The organism is Mesorhizobium sp. M1365, from assembly GCF_040317865.1.
In the GTDB taxonomy this organism is placed as follows: domain Bacteria; phylum Pseudomonadota; class Alphaproteobacteria; order Rhizobiales; family Rhizobiaceae; genus Mesorhizobium.
Window position 1 is genome coordinate 329,539 of the sequence record NZ_JAMYLG010000002.1, and the last position, 23,711, is coordinate 353,249.

General features: G+C 63.3%; 25 protein-coding genes, 1 pseudogene and 1 riboswitch. Of the genes and pseudogenes, 12 read left to right on the forward strand and 14 right to left on the reverse strand.

Annotation, left to right across the window (positions count from 1 at the left end):
- Positions 1 to 11: 11 nt before the first annotated feature.
- The gene (locus tag NKH04_RS03835; RefSeq protein ID WP_352831644.1) at positions 12 to 1,037 is read right to left on the reverse strand and encodes an RNA polymerase subunit sigma-70; all 1,026 of its coding nucleotides are present in this window, start codon (positions 1,035 to 1,037) and stop codon (positions 12 to 14) included.
- A 42-nt stretch (positions 1,038 to 1,079) separates the two neighbouring features.
- A complete protein-coding gene (locus NKH04_RS03840; protein WP_352683094.1) occupies positions 1,080 to 1,826 on the reverse strand; it encodes an SDR family NAD(P)-dependent oxidoreductase in 747 nt (248 codons plus the stop codon).
- 235 nt (positions 1,827 to 2,061) lie between these two features.
- Between NKH04_RS03840 and NKH04_RS03845 the strand changes: the two genes are divergently transcribed.
- Positions 2,062 to 2,382 carry a DUF1330 domain-containing protein gene (locus NKH04_RS03845; protein ID WP_352540204.1) on the forward strand — a complete coding sequence of 107 codons (321 nt, stop codon included), beginning with the start codon at positions 2,062 to 2,064 and terminating at the stop codon, positions 2,380 to 2,382.
- A gap of 85 nt (positions 2,383 to 2,467) precedes the next feature.
- On the opposite strand, the gene NKH04_RS03850 is transcribed toward NKH04_RS03845, so the two are convergent.
- Complete coding sequence (locus NKH04_RS03850) at positions 2,468 to 2,674, reverse strand: hypothetical protein (protein ID WP_352483502.1); 207 nt, start codon at positions 2,672 to 2,674, stop codon at positions 2,468 to 2,470.
- Between NKH04_RS03850 and NKH04_RS03855 the strand changes: the two genes are divergently transcribed.
- Positions 2,673 to 2,894 carry a hypothetical protein gene (locus NKH04_RS03855; protein WP_352616055.1) on the forward strand — a complete coding sequence of 74 codons (222 nt, stop codon included), beginning with the start codon at positions 2,673 to 2,675 and terminating at the stop codon, positions 2,892 to 2,894. The two genes, NKH04_RS03850 and NKH04_RS03855, sit on opposite strands and share 2 nt — an antisense overlap.
- A gap of 51 nt (positions 2,895 to 2,945) precedes the next feature.
- On the opposite strand, the gene metW is transcribed toward NKH04_RS03855, so the two are convergent.
- Entirely contained in the window at positions 2,946 to 3,560 is a 615-nt protein-coding gene (gene metW, locus NKH04_RS03860) for a methionine biosynthesis protein MetW (protein ID WP_352471435.1), read from the reverse strand.
- Positions 3,561 to 3,675: 115 nt separating this feature from the next.
- Positions 3,676 to 4,845, reverse strand: a complete 1,170-nt coding sequence (gene metX, locus NKH04_RS03865; protein WP_292661143.1) for a homoserine O-acetyltransferase MetX — start codon at positions 4,843 to 4,845, stop codon at positions 3,676 to 3,678.
- 75 nt (positions 4,846 to 4,920) lie between these two features.
- A riboswitch (SAM riboswitch) is annotated at positions 4,921 to 4,998 on the reverse strand.
- 138 nt (positions 4,999 to 5,136) lie between these two features.
- Here metX and hisC point away from each other — a divergent pair.
- Positions 5,137 to 6,246: a histidinol-phosphate transaminase gene (gene hisC, locus NKH04_RS03870; protein ID WP_352831646.1), complete on the forward strand. Its 1,110-nt coding sequence runs from the start codon at positions 5,137 to 5,139 to the stop codon at positions 6,244 to 6,246.
- A 6-nt stretch (positions 6,247 to 6,252) separates the two neighbouring features.
- Positions 6,253 to 7,188 carry a prephenate/arogenate dehydrogenase family protein gene (locus NKH04_RS03875; protein WP_352471433.1) on the forward strand — a complete coding sequence of 312 codons (936 nt, stop codon included), beginning with the start codon at positions 6,253 to 6,255 and terminating at the stop codon, positions 7,186 to 7,188.
- Positions 7,189 to 7,321: 133 nt separating this feature from the next.
- Here the strand turns inward: NKH04_RS03875 and NKH04_RS03880 are convergent, their stop codons facing one another.
- On the reverse strand, positions 7,322 to 8,323 hold the full coding sequence (locus NKH04_RS03880; RefSeq protein ID WP_352452468.1) for a DUF2125 domain-containing protein: 1,002 nt from the start codon (positions 8,321 to 8,323) through the stop codon (positions 7,322 to 7,324).
- A gap of 114 nt (positions 8,324 to 8,437) precedes the next feature.
- On the opposite strand from NKH04_RS03880, the gene NKH04_RS03885 reads away from it, so the two are divergent.
- Positions 8,438 to 8,971, forward strand: a complete 534-nt coding sequence (locus NKH04_RS03885) for a gamma-glutamylcyclotransferase (RefSeq protein ID WP_352616048.1) — start codon at positions 8,438 to 8,440, stop codon at positions 8,969 to 8,971.
- Between the two features lie 44 nt (positions 8,972 to 9,015).
- On the opposite strand, the gene NKH04_RS03890 is transcribed toward NKH04_RS03885, so the two are convergent.
- Positions 9,016 to 9,996: a quinone oxidoreductase family protein gene (locus tag NKH04_RS03890; RefSeq protein WP_352831648.1), complete on the reverse strand. Its 981-nt coding sequence runs from the start codon at positions 9,994 to 9,996 to the stop codon at positions 9,016 to 9,018.
- A gap of 346 nt (positions 9,997 to 10,342) precedes the next feature.
- Between NKH04_RS03890 and NKH04_RS03895 the strand changes: the two are divergent.
- Positions 10,343 to 11,291: pseudogene (locus NKH04_RS03895) on the forward strand (aldo/keto reductase).
- Positions 11,292 to 11,369: 78 nt separating this feature from the next.
- The gene (locus NKH04_RS03900) at positions 11,370 to 11,990 is read left to right on the forward strand and encodes a LysE family translocator (RefSeq protein ID WP_352831652.1); all 621 of its coding nucleotides are present in this window, start codon (positions 11,370 to 11,372) and stop codon (positions 11,988 to 11,990) included.
- A 27-nt stretch (positions 11,991 to 12,017) separates the two neighbouring features.
- Here the strand turns inward: NKH04_RS03900 and NKH04_RS03905 are convergent, their stop codons facing one another.
- Both NKH04_RS03905 and NKH04_RS03910 read right to left on the reverse strand, forming a co-directional pair.
- Positions 12,018 to 12,818, reverse strand: a complete 801-nt coding sequence (locus tag NKH04_RS03905) for a lysophospholipid acyltransferase family protein (RefSeq protein WP_352831654.1) — start codon at positions 12,816 to 12,818, stop codon at positions 12,018 to 12,020.
- Between the two features lie 106 nt (positions 12,819 to 12,924).
- On the reverse strand, positions 12,925 to 13,833 hold the full coding sequence (locus NKH04_RS03910; RefSeq protein WP_352831656.1) for a LysR family transcriptional regulator: 909 nt from the start codon (positions 13,831 to 13,833) through the stop codon (positions 12,925 to 12,927).
- 132 nt (positions 13,834 to 13,965) lie between these two features.
- Here NKH04_RS03910 and NKH04_RS03915 point away from each other — a divergent pair, with 132 nt between their 5' ends.
- Positions 13,966 to 14,586, forward strand: a complete 621-nt coding sequence (locus tag NKH04_RS03915) for a pyridoxamine 5'-phosphate oxidase family protein (protein ID WP_352471424.1) — start codon at positions 13,966 to 13,968, stop codon at positions 14,584 to 14,586.
- A 29-nt stretch (positions 14,587 to 14,615) separates the two neighbouring features.
- Here the strand turns inward: NKH04_RS03915 and NKH04_RS03920 are convergent, their stop codons facing one another.
- From NKH04_RS03920 to ftsE, 3 genes are all read right to left on the reverse strand, one after another.
- A complete protein-coding gene (locus NKH04_RS03920) occupies positions 14,616 to 15,203 on the reverse strand; it encodes a YdcF family protein (RefSeq protein WP_502898558.1) in 588 nt (195 codons plus the stop codon).
- A 262-nt stretch (positions 15,204 to 15,465) separates the two neighbouring features.
- Positions 15,466 to 16,449, reverse strand: coding sequence for a cell division protein FtsX (locus NKH04_RS03925; protein WP_353044022.1), 984 nt, complete (start codon positions 16,447 to 16,449; stop codon positions 15,466 to 15,468).
- Positions 16,442 to 17,101 carry a cell division ATP-binding protein FtsE gene (gene ftsE, locus NKH04_RS03930; RefSeq protein WP_023677923.1) on the reverse strand — a complete coding sequence of 220 codons (660 nt, stop codon included), beginning with the start codon at positions 17,099 to 17,101 and terminating at the stop codon, positions 16,442 to 16,444. Before ftsE ends, NKH04_RS03925 begins: the two co-directional genes overlap by 8 nt.
- Before the next feature lie 194 nt (positions 17,102 to 17,295).
- On the opposite strand from ftsE, the gene NKH04_RS03935 reads away from it, so the two are divergent.
- The 3 genes from NKH04_RS03935 (at position 17,296) to NKH04_RS03945 (ending at position 18,916) form a co-directional block, all read left to right on the forward strand.
- On the forward strand, positions 17,296 to 17,628 hold the full coding sequence (locus NKH04_RS03935) for a hypothetical protein (RefSeq protein ID WP_353044023.1): 333 nt from the start codon (positions 17,296 to 17,298) through the stop codon (positions 17,626 to 17,628).
- Between the two features lie 182 nt (positions 17,629 to 17,810).
- Positions 17,811 to 18,353 carry a hypoxanthine phosphoribosyltransferase gene (gene hpt / locus NKH04_RS03940; protein ID WP_352616025.1) on the forward strand — a complete coding sequence of 181 codons (543 nt, stop codon included), beginning with the start codon at positions 17,811 to 17,813 and terminating at the stop codon, positions 18,351 to 18,353.
- A gap of 191 nt (positions 18,354 to 18,544) precedes the next feature.
- On the forward strand, positions 18,545 to 18,916 hold the full coding sequence (locus NKH04_RS03945) for a response regulator (RefSeq protein ID WP_352540192.1): 372 nt from the start codon (positions 18,545 to 18,547) through the stop codon (positions 18,914 to 18,916).
- Positions 18,917 to 18,934: 18 nt separating this feature from the next.
- Here NKH04_RS03945 and NKH04_RS03950 read toward each other — a convergent pair whose 3' ends face one another.
- Entirely contained in the window at positions 18,935 to 19,885 is a 951-nt protein-coding gene (locus NKH04_RS03950; RefSeq protein WP_352471417.1) for a DMT family transporter, read from the reverse strand.
- Between the two features lie 223 nt (positions 19,886 to 20,108).
- Between NKH04_RS03950 and NKH04_RS03955 the strand changes: the two genes are divergently transcribed.
- Positions 20,109 to 20,966 carry a LysR substrate-binding domain-containing protein gene (locus tag NKH04_RS03955; protein ID WP_352831662.1) on the forward strand — a complete coding sequence of 286 codons (858 nt, stop codon included), beginning with the start codon at positions 20,109 to 20,111 and terminating at the stop codon, positions 20,964 to 20,966.
- Between the two features lie 72 nt (positions 20,967 to 21,038).
- Here the strand turns inward: NKH04_RS03955 and NKH04_RS03960 are convergent, their stop codons facing one another.
- The gene (locus tag NKH04_RS03960; RefSeq protein ID WP_353044024.1) at positions 21,039 to 23,654 is read right to left on the reverse strand and encodes a TIGR02302 family protein; all 2,616 of its coding nucleotides are present in this window, start codon (positions 23,652 to 23,654) and stop codon (positions 21,039 to 21,041) included.
- Positions 23,655 to 23,711 lie beyond the last annotated feature (57 nt).

The window sequence follows — 23,711 nt, forward strand, 5'->3', positions numbered from 1 at the left end:
CCAGGGGTAAGCTAGGCTGGTGGCAGGCCGAAGGCCGGGAACAGAGATGGCCCGAGCGGCCCTATGAAGATCGTCAAGGAAGCGATCCCGCCCTCGGCTGCGTCGAACACATGCAGGGAATGGGCCCGCCATTCAGGGCCATCGTGGCTGCGGGAATAAACCCCGACCGCCGGCTGGGCATTGGCGCGGGTGGCCAGCGTGCGGAAGCCGCCAAACCTCGGCCAGACGGTCTCGAAGAAACCGCGGATCGCTTCGCGGCCTTGATACCATTCACGCCAAGGCGGCATGGTGTAGATGGCGTCCTCACGCAGCAGCTCGATCAAGCTGTCGAGATTGGCGGCCTGCCAGGCCTGCATGTAGCGTTCGAGCAGCAGGCCTTCTTCGGGGCTGGGCCGTGATCGGCTGGCCGGCCGTCCCTGAGGATAGCGCGTCGCCAGCGTTGCGCGGGCCCGTTGCAACGCGCTGTTGATCGAAGCCGTCGATCCGCCCAGCAAACGCGCCGTCTCGACAGCCGACCATCCGAGGACGTCGGCAAGCAGCAGCGCGGCGCGCTGCCTGGGCGGCAGATCCTGGATCGCCGCGACGAAGGCGAGCTGGACGGCCTCGCGGCTCTCGTAACGGGCTTCCGGACCTGGCTCGCTGCTGGCAACGTCTGGAAGCTCGGCGTCGGGGTAGGGCTCCAGCCAGGCGATGTCGGCTACGGGCCCGCCTATGGCCGCCCCGTGCGAGGGCTGCCGTCCGGGTTCCCGGAGAATGCGACGCGCCCTCGACCTCGCCTTGATGGCGTTGAGGCAACCGTTGGTCGCGATCATGTAGAGCCAACCGCGAACCGAACCTCGCCCGTCGAACTCCGATCTTGCGCGCCAGGCGCGAAGCAACGTGTCCTGGACGAGGTCGTCGGCCTCGTGCAGCGAACCCATCATGCGATAACAATGCAGCTTGAGCTCGCGGCGATGCGCGGCCGTGACCTTCTCGAAGGCCAGCCGATCGAGGATCGGCTGGCGTGATGGTTCCAGAGGTGGTTGAGCGTCTGTCATGTGGCTTGTGCGGTTACGAGCGAGCGTTGCATTACGCGCCCCTCAGGCGGCCGGGGCAAGCCCGCTACCGCTCACCATGAAGGAACTGCCTTGCGGCTGGCCGGTGGCGAGTGCGACCACCGCCCGTCCGACATCGGCCGGCGTTTGCATGTCGGTCATGGCGGCGATGAAGTCCGCCGGCTGGATGCCCATATAGGCCGCTATGCTGTCGACGCCGGCTTTGCCCACGCCGGTTTCCGGCATGATGCGCATCGGCGCGAGCGCCATGAAGCGCAGGCCGAGGCCAAGCCGGTCGGCCTCCTTCTGGCTATGACCGGCCAGGAACATCTGCATGCGTTTTGCGCCAGCATAGCCGCCGGCGTTCGGTGGTCCGCCGGTCAAGGCCGCGCCGCTGGAGATCAGAACGATCCGGGTCCCCGGCTTGAGCGGACGCCGCAGAGCGGCCCGGCAAAACAGGAACGACGCCTTGACGTCCGTGTCCCAATTTGCCGAGAACGCCTTCCAGTTCTGTTCATGCACCGGCGCAGAAGGCGCCAGCGCACCTGCGCAGATCACCAGTACGTCCGGCTCAAGCGCGGCGAAGACCTTATCCGGGGCGGAGTCCATCGTAGCATCGGCCGCGAGCGTCTTCACGCCCGAGACCTCCCAGGCAAATTGCGCCAGGGCCTGTTTTCCGCGGGCGACGGCCAGCACCGTCGCTTTCTCCTTGAGGGCGGCCTCCGCGATGGAGCGGCCGACACCACGGCTGCCTCCGACGACGACGACATTCTGATTTTGCAACGATCCCATGGATCACCTCTCTATTCCCGGCCGCCGGACCATCCAGGCGCGCTCATCGATAAGGACAGCGCAGGTGGGTGGAAATCATCGGTGCCAGGCGGAAATATCTTTCAGCTGACGGCAGCGGCGCGTCGGTTTTGTATTCAGTGTCATTACCTCGGGGGTAATCGACCTGTGCGCGACGTCTCGGCAAACTGCTCCCATCAAGCCGGTTGTCCGGCCTTCGACCACAAGGAGTTACGCCATGACCGCCTACGCCGTCGCCCATATGCGCCAGGTCACGCCGGGACCGCAGATCGTCGAGTACCTGCACAAGATCGATGCCACGCTGGAACCGTTTGGCGGCCGCTTCGTGGTGCACGGAGGCGAGGTGGAAGTCGTTGAAAACACCTGGCCGGGCTATCTCATAGTCATCGAGTTTCCCAACCGGCAGCAGGCACGTGCATGGTACGACTCGCCCGCCTATCAGGAGATATTGCCGCTGCGTACCGGCAATTCCCGGTCCGACGTGGTCTTCGTTGATGGCGTCCAGCACCCGCACAAGGCCACGGACGTGCTTGAATAGAGGGAATGATCGGGTACAACCGGCGTCTATGGTGCCGCCATCTATCTGGCGGCACCGAATTTGGATCGCGTCTGCATCGGCAGCTTCACCGCCCCTGCAGCACCTTGATCGCGTTGGACATGTCGCCATGCGACAATGCAGCCAGGTAATCCGAGTAGTTGATCCTGCCGTTCGCGAAGCCGTTCATCAATCGCGTGCAGAACGTGTGTTCCAATCCGGCATCCGGGACGTTCATGAGCGCGGCGAGGTTTGCCCTTTCAACCTTGCCGAACCGCATCTTGAATTTGGTCATGCACCGCTGGATCGCCTGCCGTTTCAGCGCCGGGCTGCCGCTCAACGCGACTTGTCCATTCTGGAAATCGGTCTTCGACGTCGTGCATCCGGAAATCAAAGTGGCCGACATCAAAGCTGTTGCTAATACTAACGTCTTCATTGCTTCCCCCAAACCAACCCGTTTGAGACCTGTTAAAGCAACAAAGAATGCCGGGCAACTTCATTGGATTGAAAATTGAAAATATGGTTTCTTGCGCAGGTCTGAGGTTCGTTGCTTCTGCCTGTCAAACCTATCGTTTCAGCAGGAATACCGCCTGCTGGCCGAAAAAGTTCCAGAACCACCAAGGCATGGAGAAGCCGATCCGCTGGCCGTTGGCGTCGAGCGCGGTTGCCTTTTCCACCGTCGCGCCAAGCTCGTCGCACAGATTGACGAAGTCGCGAATGGTGCAGAAATGGATGTTGGGCGTGTCGTACCAGGAATAGGGCAGGTCCTTGGTCACCGGCATGCGGCCGTTGAAGAGCAGCGAAAGGCGCACCCGCCAGTGGCCGAAATTCGGGAATGAGACGATGGCGCGGTTGCCGATCCGGAGCAGTTCGTCGAGCACCAGCTTCGGATTGCGGGTCGCCTGCAAGGTCTGCGACAGAACGACGAAGTCGAAACCCTTGTCGGGATAGAATTGGAGATCCTTGTCGGCATCGCCTTGAATAACCGACAGGCCGCGCGCCACGCATTCGTTGACGCCGCGCTGCGACAGTTCCAGCCCGCGGCCATCGACCTTCTTGGTCTCCTGCAGCAATTCGAGCAGCAGGCCGTCGCCGGAACCGACGTCCAGCACCCGCGACTGCGGCGGGATGAGATCGGCGACGACTTCGAGGTCGACGCGCTGGGCGCGGTTGACGCTCATGCCTTCGGCTCTTGCTCGGCACATGACCCTGATCCGAAAAGCCTGCAACTTTTCGGGGTCATGCGCTGATGCCTGGCACATGGTCCTGATCCGAACAATCCGCAACTTTTCGGGGTCATGCGCCGAGCCCTCTCGCCCGCGCGGCCGAGGCGATGAAGCCCTTGATGGCGGCGAACAGTTCGGGCTCATCGAGCAGGAAGGCGTCGTGGCCGCGGTCGGTCTCGATCTCGACGAACGATACCGAGGCGCCGGCCGCGTTCAGCGCGTGCACGACCGAGCGGCTCTCCTCGGTCGGGAACAGCCAATCGCTAGTGAACGAAACCAGGCAGAAGCGCGTCTTGGTGCCGGCGAAGGCATCGGCCAACCGGCCGCCATGGTCGGCGGCGAGATCGAAATAGTCCATCGCCCGGGTCATGTAGAGATAGGAGTTGGCATCGAAGCGATCGACGAACGTCATGCCCTGATGGCGCAGATAGCTCTCGATCTGGAAGTCGGCATCGAAACCGAAGGTCAGGGCTTCGCGGTCCTGCAGGTTGCGGCCGAACTTGCGGTGCAGCGCTGCTTCCGACAGATAGGTGATGTGGGCGGCCATGCGCGCCACCGCCAGCCCCTTTTCCGGCCGCTTGCCGTGCTCGAAATACTTGCCGCCATGCCAGTCCGGGTCGGCCATCACCGCCTGCCTGCCGACCTCGTGGAAAGCGATGTTCTGCGAGGAATGGCGGGCGCCGGTGGCGATCGGCAGCGCCGAGAAGACGCGCTCGGGATAGCTCGAGGCCCATTGCAGCACCTGCATGCCGCCCATCGAGCCGCCCAGCACGCTGAACAGCTGTTCGATGCCGAAATGCTCGACCAGCATCAACTGCGCCCGCACCATGTCGCGGATGGTGATGATCGGCAGGTCGAGCCCGTAGGGCTTGGCGGTGGCGGGATTGGTCGAGGCGGGGCCGGTGGAGCCGAGACAGCCGCCGATGACGTTTGACGAGATGACGAAGAAACGGTCGGTATCGATGATCTTGCCGGGACCGATCAGCACTTCCCACCAGCCCGGCTTGCCGGTCACCGGATTGGTGTTGGCGACGTGCTGGTCGCCGGTCAGCGCATGGCAGACGAGGATGGCGTTGGAGCGCGCGTCGTTGAGCGTGCCATAGGTCTGGTAGGCAATCTGGAACGGCGACAGCAGCGTGCCGGCGTCGAGCTTGAGCGGCTTGTCGGCGCCGAAACGCAACACCGGGCTCGACGGCTGGTCGGCCTCGTTGTTGGTTTTTCGCGCGCGCAAAGCGACCATCACATCTCCTTGCCCGGCCTTCAGTTGTCCACCGGTCTGGCAACAAAAAACCGGCCATGCCTTCGCAAAGCCGGTTACAAGATGCAAACGGCCCTTTAGCAAGTTGTTTAACGTGGCTGCAAGCCGACCGGCCAAATCACCACGGAACTGTAGCCGTTCTTCTATGACTCGCGCATGGCTTCGTCAACGGCAAGTTCTTGATCCCGAATTGCCGCCCCTCGACATTCCGGGCCACGGCTTGTATTTCCGCTGCGGCTTCCGGATGGAGGCACTCTCGACGGATTTCATGAAATGAGCCAGACACCGGATCAGACACGTCCAAAGCCCCGCGCCGGCATCATGGACATCGAAGCCTATGTGCCCGGCAAGAGCGCGGCGCCTGAAGGTGTCGCCAAGGTCCATAAATTGTCGGCGAACGAGAACCCGCTCGGCCCTTCGCCAAAGGCGATAGAGGCCGCGCGCGCGGTCGCCGACAAGCTCGCGGTCTATCCCGACGGCAGCGCCAGGCGCCTGAGGGAAGCGATCGCCGAGGTGCACGGGCTCAACCCGGCGAACATCGTCTGCTCCAACGGCTCCGACGAGATTCTGGGCCTGCTGGCGCAGACCTACCTCGCGCCCGGCGACGAAGCCATCATCACCGAACACGGCTTCATGGTCTACAAGATCTACATACAGTCGGCCGGTGCCGTCCCGGTGACGGTCAAGGAGACCGATGAACGCGCCGATATCGATGCGATCCTCGCCGCGGTGACGCCGGCTACCCGGATCATCTTCCTTGCCAATCCAAACAATCCAACCGGCACCTACGTGCCGTTCCAGGAGGTGCGCCGCCTGCATGCCGGCCTGCCGCGAAACGTGCTTCTGGTGCTGGATGCAGCTTACGCCGAATATGTCCGGCGCAACGATTATGAAGCCGGCGTCGAGTTGGTGGGCAGCGCGGAAAACGTGGTCATGACCCGCACTTTCTCCAAATTGGGCCTGGGCGGGGCGCGGATCGGCTGGATGTATGCGCCAATGCACGTCATCGACGCGATCAACCGCGTGCGCGGGCCTTTCAACGTCAATGCAACGGCAATCGAGGCCGGCATCGCGGCGATCCACGACCGCGCCCATATCGAACGCAGCGTCGCGCACAACGAGACCTGGCTGGCCTGGCTGAGCGAGCAACTAAGCGGGCTCGGGCTGCGGGTGACGCCGAGCGTCGGCAATTTCATCCTCATCCACTTTCCCGAGGACAAAAGGCATTCGGCGGCGGCCGCCGACGACTACCTCAGTGCGCGCGGCTACATATTGCGGCGCGTTTCCGGGTACGGTTTTCCCAACGCGCTGCGCATGAGCATCGGCACCGAAGAGGCCAATCGCGGCGTTGTCGCAGCACTCGCGACATTCCTGAAAAGCTAGAACACCATGACATCACCGATGTTCGAAAAAATCGCGCTGGTCGGCATCGGCCTGATCGGCTCGTCGCTGGCCCGCGTCATCCGCCGCGAGGGGCTCGCCGGCCAAATCGCGATTTCGACGCGCAGCGAAGCGACGCTGGCACGGGCGAGCCAACTCGGCCTTGGCGACACCTATACGACGGATGCGAAAGAGGCGGTTCGCGATGCTGATCTGGTTATCGTTTCGGTGCCGGTCGGTTCTTCCGGTACGGTCGCCGCGGAGATCGCGCCGGCGCTGAAGAAGGGCGCCATCCTCACCGATGTCGGCTCGACCAAGGCGTCGGTGATCGCGCAGATGCAGCCGCACGTGCCTGATGGCGTGCACTTCATCCCCGGCCATCCTTTGGCCGGCACCGAAAAATCGGGACCGGACGCCGGTTTTGCCGAACTGTTCGAGAACCGCTGGTGCATTTTCACGCCGCTGCCCGGCACCGATCCCGCAGCACTGGAAAAGCTCTCGGAATTCTGGCGCCGCTGCGGCTCCAACATCGACACGATGGACCCGCAGCATCACGACATGACGCTGGCCATCGTTTCGCACCTGCCGCACATCATCGCCTATAACATCGTCGGTACCGCCGACGATCTGGAGTCGGTGACCAAGTCCGAGGTCATCAAATACTCGGCTTCCGGCTTTCGCGACTTCACTCGTCTCGCGGCGTCCGACCCGACCATGTGGCGCGACGTCTGCCTGCACAACAAGGACGCCATTCTCGAAATGCTGGCGCGGTTTTCCGAGGATCTGTCCTCGCTGCAGCGGGCGATCCGCTGGGGCGACGGCGAAAAACTGTTCGACCTGTTCACCCGCACCCGCGCCGTCCGCCGCTCGATCATCGAGGCCGGCCAGGATATCGACGTACCGGATTTCGGCCGCCAGGCAGTCGAACACCCGCCGAAGGGATAAGCCGCGGCAGGCCGATCGCAGGCCGGCCCGGCTTAGAGCGGTTCATCGTTTCACAGAAACGCCGAACCGCTCTATCTCTTTGTTTTGCGCAATTCCGGACGGAAAACCGTTTCACACTTTTCCTGGAGTTGCTCTAGTCGAGCGGCTTGATCTTGCCGAGCGGGATGAAGCCGAGCGAGGCCTTGCCCCTGACGATCTTCAGCGGCATCGACGGCTGGTTGCCGAGCAGCGCCAGTCCGGCAAAGCCGGTTTGGATCTGTTTCTTCTGCTCGGGGATGGCGGTGGCGAGGATTGCCGCCACGGCCTTTGGATCATTGAGCCTGATCGTCAGGTCGGCATTTATGAGACCGTCGTCATCGACCGACAGCGGTCCCGAAACGGTGATGCGCGCAGTTCCGGACGACAGATCGAGCTTGTGGATTTCGGCCGCCTGGCCGCGCAGGCTCTTCGGATTTGCCTTGATCAGCGTGACGCCGTTCTTCAGCGTCAGGTCGCCGCTGCCGTCGAGCGGCGGCAAGACGCGCCCGTCGATGGCCGCCGCGTCGATTTCAAGATCGGTGAAATTGCCGGCATAGTCGATGTCCGGGCCGTTTGGGCGCAATTGTCCGGTGGCGGTTCCGGCGCTGAACAGCGAGACGGGATCGGTGTCGTCTGCCGGATCGGTCTGGCCGGACAGGCCTTCTGCCTGCAGCGAGAGGCGCCTCGGCAGCGGCCAGGACAGCTTCATGTCGGCCCGCAGATCATCCCAGTCGATCCAGAGCGGGGTCATGCCGGGAACAGAGGTCCTGAGCGGCCCCCTGAGCTCGGCGGCAGGCGACAGAAGCCGGGTGATCTGCGTGGCGGCGTTGATCTTGCCTGTCGATGCCGCGACGTTGCGGCTGTCGTCCTCGTAAGCCAGGCTGTCGCAGGAAACGGTGAAGCTGAAGGGATAGCCGCTGACCGCGAGATTGGCGCAGTCGGCCTTGATGCCTTTGTCGTCGAGATCGGCGACCGCCTTTTTGGTGGCGCTCTCGACCAGGTCCGCCAGGTAGAACCAGCCGGCGCTGTAGATGCCGAACAGCACGAGGATGAAAGCGGCAAGCCACAACAGGCGGCGACGTTGGCTGGGCGGCGGGCGCTCGTCACTTGACGTCATGCTGCGGCTTTCGTTAACGCGGGGTGGCACGGGCGGGCTGTCGCTTGCGGCACCAACAGGTAGACGGACTGAAACACCACCGGTGAGGTGGTCGTCACAATCAGGCTTGGCGATATGGGCGATTTTTGGGTTTTTGGCTACGGCTCACTGATCTGGCGACCGGGATTCGCACATGTCGAGACGCGGCGCGCCCGCCTGCATGGCTACCGCCGTTCGCTCTGCGTCTATTCTTTCGTGCATCGCGGCACGCGCGAACGGCCGGGCCTGGTGCTCGGCCTCGACCGCGGAGGCTCCTGCATCGGGCTGGCGTTCCGGGTTCCAGGCGAGCTGCGCAACGAGGTCATTACCTATCTGCGCGAACGCGAGCTGGTCACCAACGTCTATCTCGAACGTGTGCTCAGCGTTCGCCTCGACAAGGGTGAAACGGATGGGGGCAAGACGGTCGACGCCGTCGCCTATGTCGTGGACCGCAGCCATGAGCAATATGCCGGTGCGCTCGACCCGGCCGAGGCGGCGGCCGTCGTTCGCGGCGCCGTCGGCCAATCGGGGAGGAATGAGGATTACGTGCTCAGCACGCTGGAGCACCTCGAAGCACTGGGTATAAGCGACCACTGGCTGGAAGACGTGACGAGACGGATCGCGACGTAGCGCCTTTTGTCGTTACCATGATGTTTTCGGTGTCGTGACGCGGGCTACATCCTGAAAATCTGTTTTCCAAGATCGGCGCGATCCAGACTGTTTGCCACGGCAAGCTTGAACTCGGTCAGCGGGTGGAGACCGCCGACAGGAACGTGGAAGCCGGGCTGGCCGAAGGTGTCGATAATCTCGCATAGGACAGGCCGGTCGGCTTCGGCAGGCGGCGAAAAGAAGTAGCGATAGATATTCGCCCTGATTTCGACGCCGCTCAGCAACACGTCGAAATTGTGCAGTTCGAAGCGCTCGGCACTCATTCCGCCATTGATCACCATCTGCCCGCCGAGCGCCAGGGTGCGGATCAATTCGCCGCTGACAGGTCCGCCGACATTGTCGATAATCCCGTTCAATCCGGCGCCGCCGGTGATATCCATCACGGCTTCCCGGATACTTGTCTTCAACTCCGAAAGGTCAAGAGTGGCGGCGGCGCCAAGCGTCTTCGGATCGAAGCTTTGGTGCGAGCGCCGCACAAGAGCGATGACGTTGATGCCGCGTCGTTGGGCGAACTGCATCACCATTGTCGAAATTGACGAATAGCCGGCCGTGACAGCCAGCCATTGGCCAGGCCGCACACGGGAATCCACCAGCAGATCCCACGCGGTAATGGGGTTCACCATCTGCCCGGCGCGTTCGACAGGATAGCCGGCAGGCAACGGGATCAGCCATTCGGCGGGAATGGCGGCGTACTCGGCCCAGCTGCCATAATAGCTGAACGCGACAAGCATCCCCGGTTCCAACCCGACGTTCGCGCCAACGGCTTCGACGATGCCGGCGCCATGGTTTCCGGCGATCTGCCGGGGAAAATGCGGCTTCTTCGGTTCGGGATAGAGGTTCTGGATAAACAGGAAGTCGCCCGGATTGATCGAGGCCGAGACCATCCTGACCAGCACCTCGCCGTCGCTGATCCGTGGCATCGGCAGGTCATCCACATAGAGCACGTCGCGCGGCGAACCGATGGCGTCAAATACAATTGCTTTCATGCCGGTCTCCATAACAAACAATCCGAGGCCAACAGTCTGAGCCCCGGCCAGGCCGTGCCGAGACTTGCGTCGGCGCGGCGGAACCTATGGCCGGCCGGCAAAGGTCTGAATTGGCAGATTTGACAATCTATGTGCCAAACTTGCCAGATCGTTTCTTCAGAGGCTGCCGGTTTGGATGCCCGGGACCAGCGCCTTGGGGCCGGACACGGCGCGGCGGGTCGCGGTTTTGTGAAGCGCCGGCGGGCTGGAAAAGAGGCTATGCGTTTGACGTTGCCACGGTGCGACATAGGTTAGCTCGGTCGGCGGCTCCCACCCGCCCCAGCATGAATCACCATGGAGATCAGCCTTGCAGAAACGTCGTCTCGGTCGCACCGACCTATCCATCGCGCCATTGGTTCTGGGCGGCAATGTGTTCGGCTGGACCGCCGATGAGAAAACCTCGTTCGACCTGCTCGACCGCTTTGTCGACGCTGGCCTCAACGCCATCGACACGGCCGATTCCTATTCGCGCTGGATTGCCGGCCACGAGGGCGGCGAATCCGAAACCATCATCGGCAAATGGATGAAGAGCCGTGGCAACCGCGACAAGGTTGTCGTCATCACCAAGGTCGGTTCGGATATGGGACAGGGTAAGAGGGACCTGTCCGCCGCCTATATCGAACAGGCCATCGATGCTTCGCTGAAGAGGCTGCAGGTCGATAGCGTCGATCTCTATCTGTCGCACTGGCCCCGACCCGGCGACCCCTTATGAGGAAACGCTCGGCGCTTACCAGAAACTGCTCGACAAGGGCAAAATCCGTTATGCTGGCGCTTCCAACCTCGACGCCGCCCAGCTGCGGGCCGCACTTGACGTAGCAAGCCTGCGCGGCCTGCCGCGCTACGAGGTGCTGCAGCCGGAATACAACCTTTACGACCGCTCGTCCTTCGATGGTCCGCTGCGCGACCTGTGCGCGGCCGAGGACATCGGCGTCATCACCTATTTCAGCCTCGCGAAGGGGTTTCTGAGCGGCAAGTACCGCAGCGAGGCCGACCTCGGCAAAAGCCCGCGCGGTGGCGGTGTGAAAGGCTATCTCAACACCCGCGGCATGCGCATTCTCTCAGCGCTCGATGCTGTTTCAGCCAGACACTCGGCCAAGCCAGCGGAAGTGGCGCTTGCCTGGGTCATGGCACAGCCCGGCGTCACCGCTCCGATTGCCAGCGCGACGACGCTCGACCAGCTCGACAGCCTGGTGCGTGCCGCGTCGTTGCAGCTCAGCCCGGACGATCTGGCCGAGCTCGACAAGGCCAGCGCATAGCCGCGCACGATCGTTCAAGACCGGCGCCGCTGCCTTGCCCTACCGTCCCTGCATCGTCGCAGGATGCAGGGACGCCGCATGACCGGACAGGGTCTTCTCGATCAGCAGCTATGGGAGCGATTGCTGGCGCTTGTGTTGGCGTCGGCCATCGTCATGGGCAGCCCGGGGCCGGCGACGATAAGCGTCACCGCGATCGGCGCCGCGTTCGGCCTGCGCGGTTCGCTGCGCTATGCCTCGGGAATCGTTGTCGGGACGGTTCTCGTGCTTTTGGTGGTGGCGACGGGCATCATGGCCGTTCTCACCGCGCTGCCGAAGCTCGCGGCGCTGTTGGCGGTCGCGTCAGCAGCCTACATCCTCTATCTGGCGTTCAAGATAGCGACGGCGCCGCCGCTGGCGGCACGCATTGGTGGGGCGGCACCTCCCACTTTCCTGGGCGGGTTCCTTCTGGCCGTTGCCAATCCGAAAGCCTATGTGGCGATTGCCGCCGTGTTCGCCGGCGCGTCTCCTGGCGCGGGCGGTCTTGCTATTTCAGCCAAGCTGGCGGTCCTCGCCTTGATGATTGCTGCCATTCATCTCTTGTGGCTTCTCGCCGGCGCGGCTTTTGCACATTTGCTGCGCAAACCGCTGGCGTCGCGGATCATCAATCTGGTGTTTGCCGTGACGCTGGTTGCAACAGCCGCCCTGGCTGCCTTGCCGTGAGCCTTTCTGGCATGCGCGGCGGGTGTCTCAGCCTTTCAATTCAGGTTTCGCATCGAGCTCACCAAGCCGTTTCATTGCCGTCGGCGGCATCGGCGGCGGGTTCGGCGTCTGTGCCGCCTCGACGAGAAGCTGGTCGCAGGCGGCTTCCGTCTCGCCGATCAGCCGTTGCATGAATTCGTCCTTGCCGAGGCCGGGCGGGATCGGTGGCAGGAAGCGCGCCTTGATCGTGCCGGGATAGCGCAGGAATTTGCGGCGCGGCCAATAGAGACCGGCAACGTGGGCGACCGGGACCACCGGAATGCCAAGTTGCGTGTAGAGTTCGACGATGCCGTATTTATAGACCGGCTCGTCGCCCGGCGCCCGGCGCGTGCCCTCGGGATAGATGATCAGCTGACGCGGATTGCGCGCCAATTCCTGTTTGGTCGCGGCGATCACCATTTTCAATGCCTTCGAGCGGCTGCCGCGGTCGACAGGAATCATCCGCATCTTCAAAATGTACCAGCCGAAGAACGGGATCCAGGTCAGCTCCCGTTTCAATATGTAAACGGGATCGTCGAGATAAGGCAGGAAAGCGATCGTGTCCCAGAAGGACTGGTGCTTCGGCGCCAGGATGAAAGAGCCGTCAGGCAGGTTTTCCTGGCCGGTGATCTCACTTCTGGTGCCGGCGATCTTGTCGTAGAGCCACATGCTGGTGCGCGACCAGAATTTCGGCACGAACCAGGCGCGATGGCGCGGCGACAGGAAATAATACGGGGTCCAGAGGATCATCTGGACGATCAAATTGAGGTAGAAGGCGAGATTGAACGCCAGCGAGCGGAAATACAGCATACAGCAAGTGCCCGGTGAGGAGGTGTGCGTTGGTTACACCAAGCGCCCGCAAAAAGGAAACGCTGCGAGGCGGGCGATCGGCCCGGCCTTGCGAGGGCCGTCTTCGTCACGTTTCCCATGCGGCCTGCAGCAGGCGCTGTCTCAGGCGCGGGGCGGCGAAGTCGAGGAATGCGCGCAGCTTCACCGGCAGTAGCCCCTGGCCGGCATGGACGAGGCTCACCGGCCATGGGTCTGGCTCAAACTCTTGCAGCACCGGGCGCAGCGTACCCGACCGGACTGCGGCGGCGATCTGGTAGGAAAGCAGCCTCGTCACGCCGACGCCGGCAATCGCCGCATCGATCGCTGCCTCAGCCGTGTTGACCCGTAACCTGGAGCGGATCGGCACGCTGAATTCGGTCTTGCCGGTGGCGAAGCTCCAGGCTGCGGCGGTGAGCCCTTCGAAGGTGATGGCACTGTGTGCTGCAAGCTCCTGCGGCGTTTTCGGTGTGCCGTGCTCGGCGAGATAAGCCGGGCTCGCGCAAACGACGCGGCGGATTGAACCCAGGCGGGTGGCGATCAGGCTCGAATCGGCAAGCTCGCCGATGCGGACGGCGAGGTCGAAGTGCTCTTCGACCAGCTGGGTTATCCGGTCGGCGAGTGTCAGCCGCACACTCACCTCAGGATAGGCGGAGAGGAAGCTGGTGACGACCGGCAGCACATGCAGGCGGCCGAATACGATCGGCGCAGTGACGATCAGTTCGCCGGTCGGGGCGCTGTATTCGCCGGCGGCTATTCGCTCGGCCTCGCCGACCTCATCGAGAATGCGACGACAGGCGGCGAGATAGGCGTGGCCTGCATCGGTCAGCGACAGCTGCCGCGCCGAGCGGTTCAACAGCCGTGTCTTCAGGTGCTTTTCCAGGTCCGAAACCTTGCGGCTGACCGTCGTCAGCGGAATGCCGAAGCGGCGCCCGGCAGCCGAGAGGCTGCCTGTCTCCGCCGCGGCAACGAAAAGCGACATGGACTGGAGGCGATCCATAGCTCTCCCGAAAATTTGCCCTTCCGGAAAACGGAAGGATGGATTGCAGATATGGCATCTGCATCTCGAAGATGGAAGGACGTATTTTCCTGACTAGCAATGCAGCGCAGCTCGGCGCTTGATGAGGCTTCCATGAACGCTCACACCAGCGATGTTGCTTTCACCCCGACGGTGAAGGCGATTCAGGCGCGCAAGGGCTCGCGCCAGGCCTATGCCCGTGTCGAGGAGCGTGGCGGCTGGCAGGCGGCAATTACGCCCGATCTCGCCGCCTTCATCGAGGCGCAGACCAGCGTCTTTCTGTCGACCGCCAATGCGGACGGGCAGCCTTACATCCAGCATCGCGGCGGGCCTGCCGGTTTCCTCACGGTGCTCGACGAACGGACGATCGGCTTTGCCGATTTTTCCGGCAACAGGCAGTTCATCACCCAGGGCAACCTCAGCGACAACCCACAGGCTTTCCTATTCCTGATCGATTATGCGCACCGGCAGCGCATCAAGATCTGGGGCAAAGCGCAAGTCGTCGAGGGCGATGCCGAGCTGACGGCAAAGCTGATGCCGCAAGACTATAAGGCGCGACCCGAGCAGGTCATTCTGTTTACGGTTTCGGCTTGGGATTCAAATTGCTCGCAGCACATCCCGCAGCGTTTCGAAGCGGCCGACGTGGCGGCGGCGCTCGGCGAACGCGACAAGCGCATCGAACGGCTCGAACAGGAGATCGCACGCTTGCGATCGGATGCAGCAGCCAGGGAATAAGAGCCAGGGAATAAAAGTGCCGGTGCCGTTCAGCTTCCGCCTGCGGCGTCGGCCAGCGCGACGCTCTCGGTTTGCTTCACCGGCATGATGCCGCGCGCCAGCGCCAGCAGGTATTTGTTGTATTCGGTGAACAGCACGCGCAGCGCTTCCGGCTTGGTCAGCCAGCCGCCATTCTCGAGGTTAGTGTTGACCACCGGATAGGGCTCGAGCCTTGCGCCGTGCAGCAGCCGGCCCATTTCCAGCAGGCTACGCGGCATATGATAATTATTGGTGACGAGAATGACGGTGCCGTAGGCATGGTCCTCGACCCATTTGGCACTTTCCTCGGCATTGCCGATCGTGTCGAGCGCGGCGCGGTCGATGTCGACGCAGCAGGAAAACAGCCTCTTGTCGCCGCCGGTCGCGGCCTGAAGCTGGCGGCGGCTGGCGGAGGGATGGACGCCGCTGATCAGCAGCCGCTCGCCCTTGCCTAAGGCAAGCAGGCCCATCGCAGCGTCGAGGCGCGATTGGCCGCCGGTCAGCACGATGATAGCGTCGGCCCTTGCCGGATTGGCGGGCGTAGTCAGGCGGCTGACGGTATTGGCGAACCAGCCGAAGCCGGCGACAAACAGCGCCATAAAGGCCAGCAGAAGGAGAGCCGAGATGCGCAAGGAGCGCCCTGCCAGCAGCCGCCCACGTTCGGCGAACTGATCCGGCTTGGCAAATTCATCAGGCTCGGCGAATACAGGCGGGCGCGCAACCAGCACTGGCATGCATCCAGCGGTATCGGTCGAGTCCCGAACGTCCATCATGAAATGGTTAATCCCGAAATACGGCCTTTGGTAGGAAAAAAATGCAATTTTCGTGACGATGCGTTTTCATCCGTGATCGATCTTTCCTTTAGCCGGCGTCCGGCTGGCGAATGTCGATGTCGCTGAGATAGGTAACCACGGTGAAATGGGAGGTTGCCGCCGTCAGCGCGCCGATCACCAGCACCATGACAGCGACCCCGAGATAACCCGCCGAGCCGATGGCGAAATTGCCGAACAGGGCGGTCGCCTGGTCGGCCTGCGGCGTTGCCATGTTGCGTGACGACCACCAGGAGAAGACGATGAAGACCAGGATCGCCGCGGGGCCGCCCGCCGCGGCGCCCTTCATGCCGGTGACCAGAAAATGCCGGCGGAATTCGCGCGCGATGAAGCGCGCCTCGGCGCCGACAAAATGCAGCACCTCGATGATGTGGCCATTGCCGGCCATGGCGCCGCGCGTTGCGAACACAACGGTCAGCACCGTCGCCGACAGCATCAGCGCCAGCACTGCAATACCGATCGTTACCGTGGTGCGGGCCATGGCAACCAGCCGGTCGACCCAGGTGCGATGATCGTCGAGCGAGGCACTCGGCAGCTTCGGCGTGATCGCCGCGCGCAGTGCGGCGAAATCGGGCGGACTATTCTCGTCGATGGTGATGATGATCAAGCGCGGCACCGGCAGCTCATCGATGTTCAGGCCCGAGCCTAGCCAAGGCTCGAGCAGTCGGGCCGTTGCTTCGCGATCGATGATCCTGGCGCTTTTCACGCCAGGGAATTCGCCGGCGATCTGCGAGGCCAGCGCAAGTGCGGCCTCCATGTCGAGGCCGTCGACCGGCTTGATCTGGATGGTCGCTTCGCGCGAGATCTGGTTCTCCCAGACGGAGGCGGTGTCACGCACCAGCGTGACTGCGCCAAACGTCAGACAGGACAGAAACGTCATGATGGCAATGACCAGCACCAGCGCCCGGCCGGCGATGTTCTGCGCCGGCACGATCGGCGCCATTTTGCGCTGGACGCGGGGCTTTGCCGCCGCGGCGTCCTGACCCTCGAAATGTTCGACGGAGAGCTCAGTCATAGATGTCCAGCCTTCCGCCGGCCAGGATCATTCGCCGTGCGTCGACCTGTTCCATCAGGCCGAGGTCGTGTGTGGCGATCACCACGGCGGTGCCCAGCCGGTTGAGTTCGATGAACAACCGCAGCAAGCGTCGCGCCAGCGGCGGGTCGACATTGCCGGTCGGCTCGTCGGCGAGCAGGATCTCGGGCTGCTCGATCAACGCCCGGGCAATGGCGGCGCGCTGCTTCTCGCCGCCAGACAGCACCGGTGGCAGCACATGCATGCGCTCGCCGAGGCCGACCCATTTCAGCAGCTCGGTGACGTCGGTGCGATAGGTCGCCTCCTCGCGGCCGCGCACGCGCAGCGGCAATGCCACGTTCTCGTAGGTGGTCATATGGTCGAGCAGGCGAAAATCCTGGAACACCACGCCGATGCGACGTCTCAGATGCGGCAATTCGGTGCGCGAGATGCGCGAGCGGTCCTTGCCGAAAATGGTGATCAGGCCGCGCGTCGGCTTCAGCGACATGAACAAAAGCCGCAGCAACGTCGTCTTGCCGGCGCCTGAAGGTCCGCTCAGGAACTGAAACGAGCGCTCCGGAATGTGCAAGGAGATGTCGCGGAGAATCTCCGGACCCATGCCATAGCGGAGGCCGACATTTTCGAAGCGGATCACTTTCGACGACCTGAAATTCTCGGCGGCAAGATGCCAGCCCTTTCTGTGGAAAGACCATCGGCCGGCATGGTTAACCGACGGTTAATTTGGGGGCTTTTCGAGCGAGTCACAGGGGTTCCGGTGGGGAAGCGTTAACCATTTCCGTTTACCCAAAAGAAACGAACAGCGAACAGGTGCGGTAGTGTTGGGCCATGATGGCTGAGGATCGAACCGCGCGCCCGGTTTCCGGCGAAATCATGACCGATCCGGCCGCCGAGCCGGAACGCATCATGCGCGACGTGACCGCCGAGGTCATCGATGCCGACTATGAGGTGCTGCCCCGCCATTTTACACGTCAAGACTTTGCGCCGCCGCCTGCGCGCATGATTTCCATGCCTTCGATCGAAGGCATGGACATGTTGCGCAAGCCCGAAACCGCCGTCGAACGGCCGTTGTGGGTGCATGGTGGGCCGATCTTCTGGATTGTCGGCGTCGGTGCCGTCTTTGCCGCCTTCTGGATTTCGGGCGGCCATGCGCTGGTTCGTTAGAGCGGCGCCAGAAAATCAACAGGTCACCAGATAAACGATTCGCGACGGTGGGACATCCGACCGTTCGCGGGTGCCCTGCGAAAGATTTGGCCTTGCCAGACGGCACGACATGCCTAGAAACGGGTTGAAGACCGTTTCGGTCGGCTTCGCCTACAAAGGCGATCATTCTGGAAGGGCAGCCAATGCCAGTTGTGCGCGGCAAGGAAATCGAAGTCCTGTTTTCGGCGTCCGCCATCGCGCGGCGGAACCTGGAACTTGCCAAGGAGATCGCCGGGCACGACTACCACGACCTTCTGGTAATCTCGGTGCTGAAGGGATCGTTCATCTTCGCCGCCGATCTTATCCGTGCCATGCACGATGTCGGCCTGTCGCCGGAGGTCGAGTTCATCTTCATCTCCAGCTATGGCGCCGGCACGACCAGCGGTGAGGTGAGGGTGCTGCGCGACATCGACAACGAGGTCGCCGGTCGCGATGTGCTTTTGATCGATGACATTCTGGAATCCGGCAAGACGCTGAGTTTCACCCGCGACCTCATGCTGTCGCGCGGCGCAAGGAGCTGTGCCATCGCCGTGCTGCTCGACAAGCGCATGCGCCGCCAGACCACGCTCAACGCCGACTATGTCGGCTTTGACTGCCCCGATTATTTCGTCGTCGGTTATGGCATGGACGTCGCCCACGCGTTTCGCGAATTGCCGTTCGTCGGCATCGTCAAGGGCGACGCCTGAGGCCTTTTGAAAATTCTACTCCGGCGGTCATCTGACGCGGTTTTCTGCGCTTCCGGTGCTCACGGACTCGAACGTCCGCTCCGGGTCTCGAAAACCACGTCATATGACTCGGCGGAGCGAATTTTGAAAAGGCCTCATGGCCTTCCTGGCTTTCAGGAAACATCAACTTTTCCTCGCCAAATATCCTGCCCATGGCAAATCTCCTGATCGTCGAGGACGATGAATCCGTCCGCACTCTCGCCGCTCGCGCGCTCGAGCGCGCCGGGCATAATGTCACTGTCGCCGCGGACGGCGCACACGGCCTTTCTCTGATCCGGGCGGCGCAAGGGAGCTATGACCTTGTGCTGTCCGACATCCGCATGCCGGAGATGGACGGCATCGAGATGGCCAAGGCGGCAGCGGCGCTGTTCCCGGCGATGAAGATCATGCTGATGACCGGCTATGCCGACCAGCGCGAGCGCGCCGACGAATTGGACGGCATTATTCTCGACGTCGTGCAAAAGCCGTTCACGCTGGCTGAAATCCGCGCCCGCGTCGAACAGGCGCTCGCCTGCTTCGCCTAAGTCCAAGGCCGACCGCCTTCAGGCAGGGTCGCAGGTCGCCGTATTGGCTGGCACGCCGCTCCGGTGCCGGCCGGCATTGAGCGCAAAAAGCCCGGCGCCGATGATGAGGGCTGCGCCGGCCGCCGTCGCTGGTCGCGGCACCTCGGCAAAGAACAGAAAACCCCATAGCGGCGACCAGATGATACCGGTGTATTCGAAGGTGGCGACGCTGTTGGCGGGCGCCAGCCGGTAGGCCTGCGACAACAGGATCATGCCGGCCGAGGCAACGAAGCCGCATGCCCCCATCTTGAGGAGGTCCGGCGTCGCCGGCCAGACCCATGGCCGGACGAGGAATTCGAGGCTCGGATGCACGGCGTGGTCAATGCCTGCCAGCCAAAACAATGCCGCCACCAAGGCGGCGCCGACCAGATAGGCGCCGTTCTGATAGAACGCCATGACAGTCGAGGATTCGGTGTCGCCGATCTTGCGTGCCATCAGCTGCGAGAAACCGTAGAGCAGAGCCGAACCTAGCGACAGCAGCGCTGCCCAGTCGAACAAGCCGGCGCCCGGGCGCACCATCACCAGCACGCCGAGCATGCCGACCAGGACGGTGGCGAGCGCCTGCCAGGACACGCGTTCGCCGAGATAGGGGCCGGCCAGCGCCATGATGAACAGCGGCGCCATGAAATAGAGCGCCACCGCGTCAGCCAGCGGCAGGGCGGCGATTGCCAGATAGTAGGCCGTGTAGGAGGTGAACTGGATGAAGGCGCGCATCGTCAGCATGCCGAACCGCTTCGACAGGATCGCCTGCAATCCGACATCGGCGTGGACGAGGAAAACCAGGATCGGCAGGGCGACGATCGAGCGGATCGCCATCACCTCGGTGACCGGATAGTGGCTCGACACCGCCTTGACCAGCGGGTCCTGCAGCGAAAAGACCAGCACGCCGAGACAGAGGCTGAGGATGCCGAGCACAAGCCGATTCTGCATAGGCGCTCCTGTCTCCCGCGTGCGCGGCCGAAAGCAGGCCTGCATCCAGGTAAAAAGAACCCGCCACCGTTTCGGGCAGCGGGTACGAGTGAGGACTTTTGATTGGTCCGCAGCCGATTTCGCGGCCGCATATCCAATGGGTAAGGCGACTATCGTCCGCCGTTTGACATGTTGCAAACGAATTGGAATGATGCCAGCAATCAGATTTTCTTATGACGGGCACATGCGACCCAATCTCGACAGCGACCTGTTGCGCACCTTCGTGGCGGTCGCCGACACCGGCAATTTCACCAAAGCGGCGGAGCGGGCCGGCCGCACCCAGTCGGCGGTCTCGATGCAGATGAAGAGGCTCGAAGGCATGATCGGCGACAGCCTGTTCGAGCGCGGATCGCGCGGTGTAGTGTTGACGCAGCGCGGCGGCGAACTCATCGCCAACGCCAGGCGCATCGTTTCACTGCTCGACGAGACGGCGGCATCGATGGTCGCGGCGCCGCTTGGCGGGCCGGTGCGCATCGGAATCCCGGAGGAATATGGCCACGCGATCTTGTCGCGGGCACTCGGCGCCTTTGCCAAGCGCCATCCTCAGGTCGACATCACCGTCCGCTACGCGCATTCCGGTGCGCAGATCGCGGCGCTCGCCGCCGGCGAGCTCGATCTGGCGGTGGTGTTCGAATGGCAGGATCTGTCAGGCGGTGAGGTGCTGATGCATGACCCGACCGTATGGGTGACGTCGGAGCTGCATCACATGCATGAGGAGCGGCCGGTGCCGATCGCGCTCTACAACCGTGCCGGTTGGTGCAAGGATTTCGCCATAAAGTCGCTGGAACAGCGCGGTCTCGCCTATCGTGTCGCCTATACCAGCGATACCAATGGCGGCCTGCGGCTCGCCGTCACCTCCGGGTTGGCGATTGCGCCGATCTCGCGCAGCAACATCCCGGCCGGCTGCCGCGAGCTTACGGCCGCCGACGGGTTCGGCGACATCGATTCCTCGAACGTGGTGCTGCGGCGCAATCCGAACGCTTCCGGCGAGGCCATCGACGGCATGGAAGAGGCGATCCGCGAGGCGTTCACCAACCGTTAAAACGTGCCGCTCAGTCCGGCGGTGGCGGCCTCCACGGACCGCACGGCGATCTTCCGAATATTGGGGGCAGCCTTACTTCAGCTCCAGCAACCGCTCCAGATAGCTGCGCTCGATATCGGGGCTGAGTGCGTTGCCGAGCCGCTTGCGGATCGCTTCGAGGATCTGGCGGGCACGCTGCACATCGATCTCGTCAGGCACTCTCACCGAACTTCCGTCATCGGGACCCTCGCTGGTGCGGGGCCGCCCGAGCGGGTCACGGTCGGCATTCTGCTGGCGTCCGCCCTGGCCGTTGCCGCCTTGGTCGCCTTGCATCGCCTGCAGTTGCTTCATCATGTCCTTGGCGCCCCTGCGCAAGGCTTCCAATGCGCGGCCCTGGTGACCGACGGCCTGGTCGCCTTCGCCCTCGCCGAGCGCCTGTTCGGCATTGCCCATGGATTTGCCGGCCTCGCCAAACCCCTCATTGGGGTCGAGGCCCATGCCTTCGAGGCTCTTCCTCAATTGATCGAGCTCGCTCTGCAGCTTGCCCTGGCCTTCCTGCAATTGCTTCAGCGCGTCAGCAAATTCCTGCGGCGTCATCGGGTTCGGCCGGCCGAGCGGATCGCGGTCGTCACCTGGGCCGGGCTTGCCCTCTTCGCCCATCGGGCCTGGCTCACTGTTCTCGCCGAGCTGCTCGTCGCGGTTCTGCCCGCGCTGTTGCTGGCCGCGCTGCATCTGGTCCATGCGGAAAGTGTCGTTCATCATCTCCTGCTGGCGCCGCATGATTTCGCCCAGCTTGTCCATCTGCTGGCGCATCTCGCTGTCCTGCTGACCGCCCTGTTGCTGGCGGCCTGCCTGCAGATTGTTCATCATGTCCTGCAGCTCCGACAGCAATTGCTGCGCCTGGTCGCGATTGCCGGATTTCGCCAGGTTCTCGATCTGGTCCATCATGCGGTCGATGTCGCTCTGGCGCAGTTCCTGGCCGTTCTGCTGCATCTGTGGCGCATTCGGATTCTGCTGCGCCCGCGCCGCGAATTCCTGCAGGAACTGATTCATCGCCTCGCGCAGTTCCTTCATCGCCTTCTCGATCTCTTGGTCGCTGGCGCCGTTCTTGATCGCGTCCTGCAGCGCCTGCTGCGCCTGACGCAGCCGCTTCTCGGCCGCCGAAAGATTGCCTTCCTCGATACCGAGCGCGATCTCCCAGAGGTAAGCGACCTCGTCGCGCAACTGGTCGTCGCTGTCGGCCATCTTCAGCCGGGTGCGGGCGCTCATGATGGCGAGATAGTGCGTCATGTTGTCGAACGTGTCTTCGGGCCTGAGCGTGATCGCATCCATCAGGTCGAGCACGCGGTCCTTGGCATAGGCGTCGAGCGCCAGCATGCGGCGCTGCTCGACCACAGCCCGCGCCAACGGGTTGGAGAATGGCCGCTCCGGCATCACCAGCGTCTTGGTTTCGCTGGTCGCCGTGTGTCCGGCACCGTCGGTGACGACAAGCGACAGCTTGACGTTGCCACCGGCCCAGACATGGTCGGTCAGATCCTTCGTCGTCTTAGCGGCATTGGCCTTGCCGCCGCGGCGCGGCAACGTCAGCGGCATTTCCGGCGGGCCATAGAGCGGATGCGCGTTGGGCACTTGCGGATCGGCCAATGCGAAAACCGCCTTGGCGGAGGCCGCGCCATAGTCGTCGTCGATCTGGTAGTTGAGTTCGAAGGCGCCGTTGACGGCGCGCTTCGGCTCGCCGACAAAGCGGATCTGCGGCGGCTTGTCGGGAATTATGGCGAAGGCCCAGCGGCCGAGCTCGCCGTCGCTGGACTGCAGCGTCAGCGTGCCGTCGGCCGTTAACTTGCCGCTGAACTGGCGCACGGTGGAAGGCGGTGCCGGACTTGCCTCAGTCTTGGCGGCTTGCGGCCCGGTCGGATCGATGGCGCGGGTGTTGCCGCCGGTGTCGGCGTAGCTCAGCGTTTCCTCGCCCGAACCGCCGGTGACGCGCAGCGACACATCGCTGCCCTCCGGAACCGTGAAGGTCGGCGGCGCTTGAGTGGCGTTGTTGGCCAGGACCGGGGCGTTCAGGAATACCGGCGGCCTGCCGGTATAGGCCGGCGGCGTCACCCAGGCATCAATGCGCGGCGGCACGACGTCGCGGGCGGCACGGGCAACAAAACCGTCGCTCAGCCTGCCGCCCGATGGCCCAAAGGAGAAGGCAAAGGCAGTGACCAACAAAAGCGCGGCAACGGCGCGCAGCGCCCACGCGTCGCGTTCCGGCACGCGTGTGCGCGGCACGTCGCCGCCAAGCTCGCCCAGCCGGTCCGCCATGCGCCGCTGATGCTCGCGCCACAGGGCTTGCGAAAAAATGCTTTCCTTGCCGCTCGGGCGATCGGTCTGGACCTGCACCGGGCTGTGCAGCAATCGGTTGGCCGCCTCGATGCGGCGGTCGACCTCGGCACTGGATGGCGTGCGGAAGAAACGCAGTGGATAGAGTGCGGCAAGCGCTGCGACGCCGAATGCCGTGATAAGACCGATCCGCGCCAGATCGGGCAAAAATGGGAACAGGCCGAGCCACGAAATGCTGAGGAACAGGCTGGCGACGATGATCAGTGGCAGCAGCAATGGCCAGCCGCGTTCGACGATTATCGAGACCTGCGTCCCCAGCCGGCTCAAGGCAAGGCGCCTGGCCAGACTGCGATCGCTGGTGAAAATGGGTCGTTGTGTCATCGGCCCTTCCTGGCCGGGCGGGATAGCCCAGGCCTCACGAATCTATCGCATGGGCCC

What these genes read in the sequence shown, in the direction of transcription:
- NKH04_RS03835 (WP_352831644.1), bottom strand. Translation starts at nt 1,037, where the DNA reads ATGACAGACGCTCAACCACCTCTGGAACCATCACGCCAGCCGATCCTC.
- NKH04_RS03840 (WP_352683094.1), bottom strand. Translation starts at nt 1,826, where the DNA reads ATGGGATCGTTGCAAAATCAGAATGTCGTCGTCGTCGGAGGCAGCCGT.
- NKH04_RS03845 (WP_352540204.1), top strand. Translation starts at nt 2,062, where the DNA reads ATGACCGCCTACGCCGTCGCCCATATGCGCCAGGTCACGCCGGGACCG.
- NKH04_RS03855 (WP_352616055.1), top strand. Translation starts at nt 2,673, where the DNA reads ATGCACCGCTGGATCGCCTGCCGTTTCAGCGCCGGGCTGCCGCTCAAC.
- NKH04_RS03850 (WP_352483502.1), bottom strand. Translation starts at nt 2,674, where the DNA reads ATGACCAAATTCAAGATGCGGTTCGGCAAGGTTGAAAGGGCAAACCTC.
- metW (WP_352471435.1), bottom strand. Translation starts at nt 3,560, where the DNA reads ATGAGCGTCAACCGCGCCCAGCGCGTCGACCTCGAAGTCGTCGCCGAT.
- metX (WP_292661143.1), bottom strand. Translation starts at nt 4,845, where the DNA reads ATGGTCGCTTTGCGCGCGCGAAAAACCAACAACGAGGCCGACCAGCCG.
- hisC (WP_352831646.1), top strand. Translation starts at nt 5,137, where the DNA reads ATGAGCCAGACACCGGATCAGACACGTCCAAAGCCCCGCGCCGGCATC.
- NKH04_RS03875 (WP_352471433.1), top strand. Translation starts at nt 6,253, where the DNA reads ATGACATCACCGATGTTCGAAAAAATCGCGCTGGTCGGCATCGGCCTG.
- NKH04_RS03880 (WP_352452468.1), bottom strand. Translation starts at nt 8,323, where the DNA reads ATGACGTCAAGTGACGAGCGCCCGCCGCCCAGCCAACGTCGCCGCCTG.
- NKH04_RS03885 (WP_352616048.1), top strand. Translation starts at nt 8,438, where the DNA reads ATGGGCGATTTTTGGGTTTTTGGCTACGGCTCACTGATCTGGCGACCG.
- NKH04_RS03890 (WP_352831648.1), bottom strand. Translation starts at nt 9,996, where the DNA reads ATGAAAGCAATTGTATTTGACGCCATCGGTTCGCCGCGCGACGTGCTC.
- NKH04_RS03900 (WP_352831652.1), top strand. Translation starts at nt 11,370, where the DNA reads ATGACCGGACAGGGTCTTCTCGATCAGCAGCTATGGGAGCGATTGCTG.
- NKH04_RS03905 (WP_352831654.1), bottom strand. Translation starts at nt 12,818, where the DNA reads ATGCTGTATTTCCGCTCGCTGGCGTTCAATCTCGCCTTCTACCTCAAT.
- NKH04_RS03910 (WP_352831656.1), bottom strand. Translation starts at nt 13,833, where the DNA reads ATGGATCGCCTCCAGTCCATGTCGCTTTTCGTTGCCGCGGCGGAGACA.
- NKH04_RS03915 (WP_352471424.1), top strand. Translation starts at nt 13,966, where the DNA reads ATGAACGCTCACACCAGCGATGTTGCTTTCACCCCGACGGTGAAGGCG.
- NKH04_RS03920 (WP_502898558.1), bottom strand. Translation starts at nt 15,203, where the DNA reads ATGGCGCTGTTTGTCGCCGGCTTCGGCTGGTTCGCCAATACCGTCAGC.
- NKH04_RS03925 (WP_353044022.1), bottom strand. Translation starts at nt 16,449, where the DNA reads ATGACTGAGCTCTCCGTCGAACATTTCGAGGGTCAGGACGCCGCGGCG.
- NKH04_RS03935 (WP_353044023.1), top strand. Translation starts at nt 17,296, where the DNA reads ATGGCTGAGGATCGAACCGCGCGCCCGGTTTCCGGCGAAATCATGACC.
- hpt (WP_352616025.1), top strand. Translation starts at nt 17,811, where the DNA reads ATGCCAGTTGTGCGCGGCAAGGAAATCGAAGTCCTGTTTTCGGCGTCC.
- NKH04_RS03945 (WP_352540192.1), top strand. Translation starts at nt 18,545, where the DNA reads ATGGCAAATCTCCTGATCGTCGAGGACGATGAATCCGTCCGCACTCTC.
- NKH04_RS03950 (WP_352471417.1), bottom strand. Translation starts at nt 19,885, where the DNA reads ATGCAGAATCGGCTTGTGCTCGGCATCCTCAGCCTCTGTCTCGGCGTG.
- NKH04_RS03955 (WP_352831662.1), top strand. Translation starts at nt 20,109, where the DNA reads ATGCGACCCAATCTCGACAGCGACCTGTTGCGCACCTTCGTGGCGGTC.
- NKH04_RS03960 (WP_353044024.1), bottom strand. Translation starts at nt 23,654, where the DNA reads ATGACACAACGACCCATTTTCACCAGCGATCGCAGTCTGGCCAGGCGC.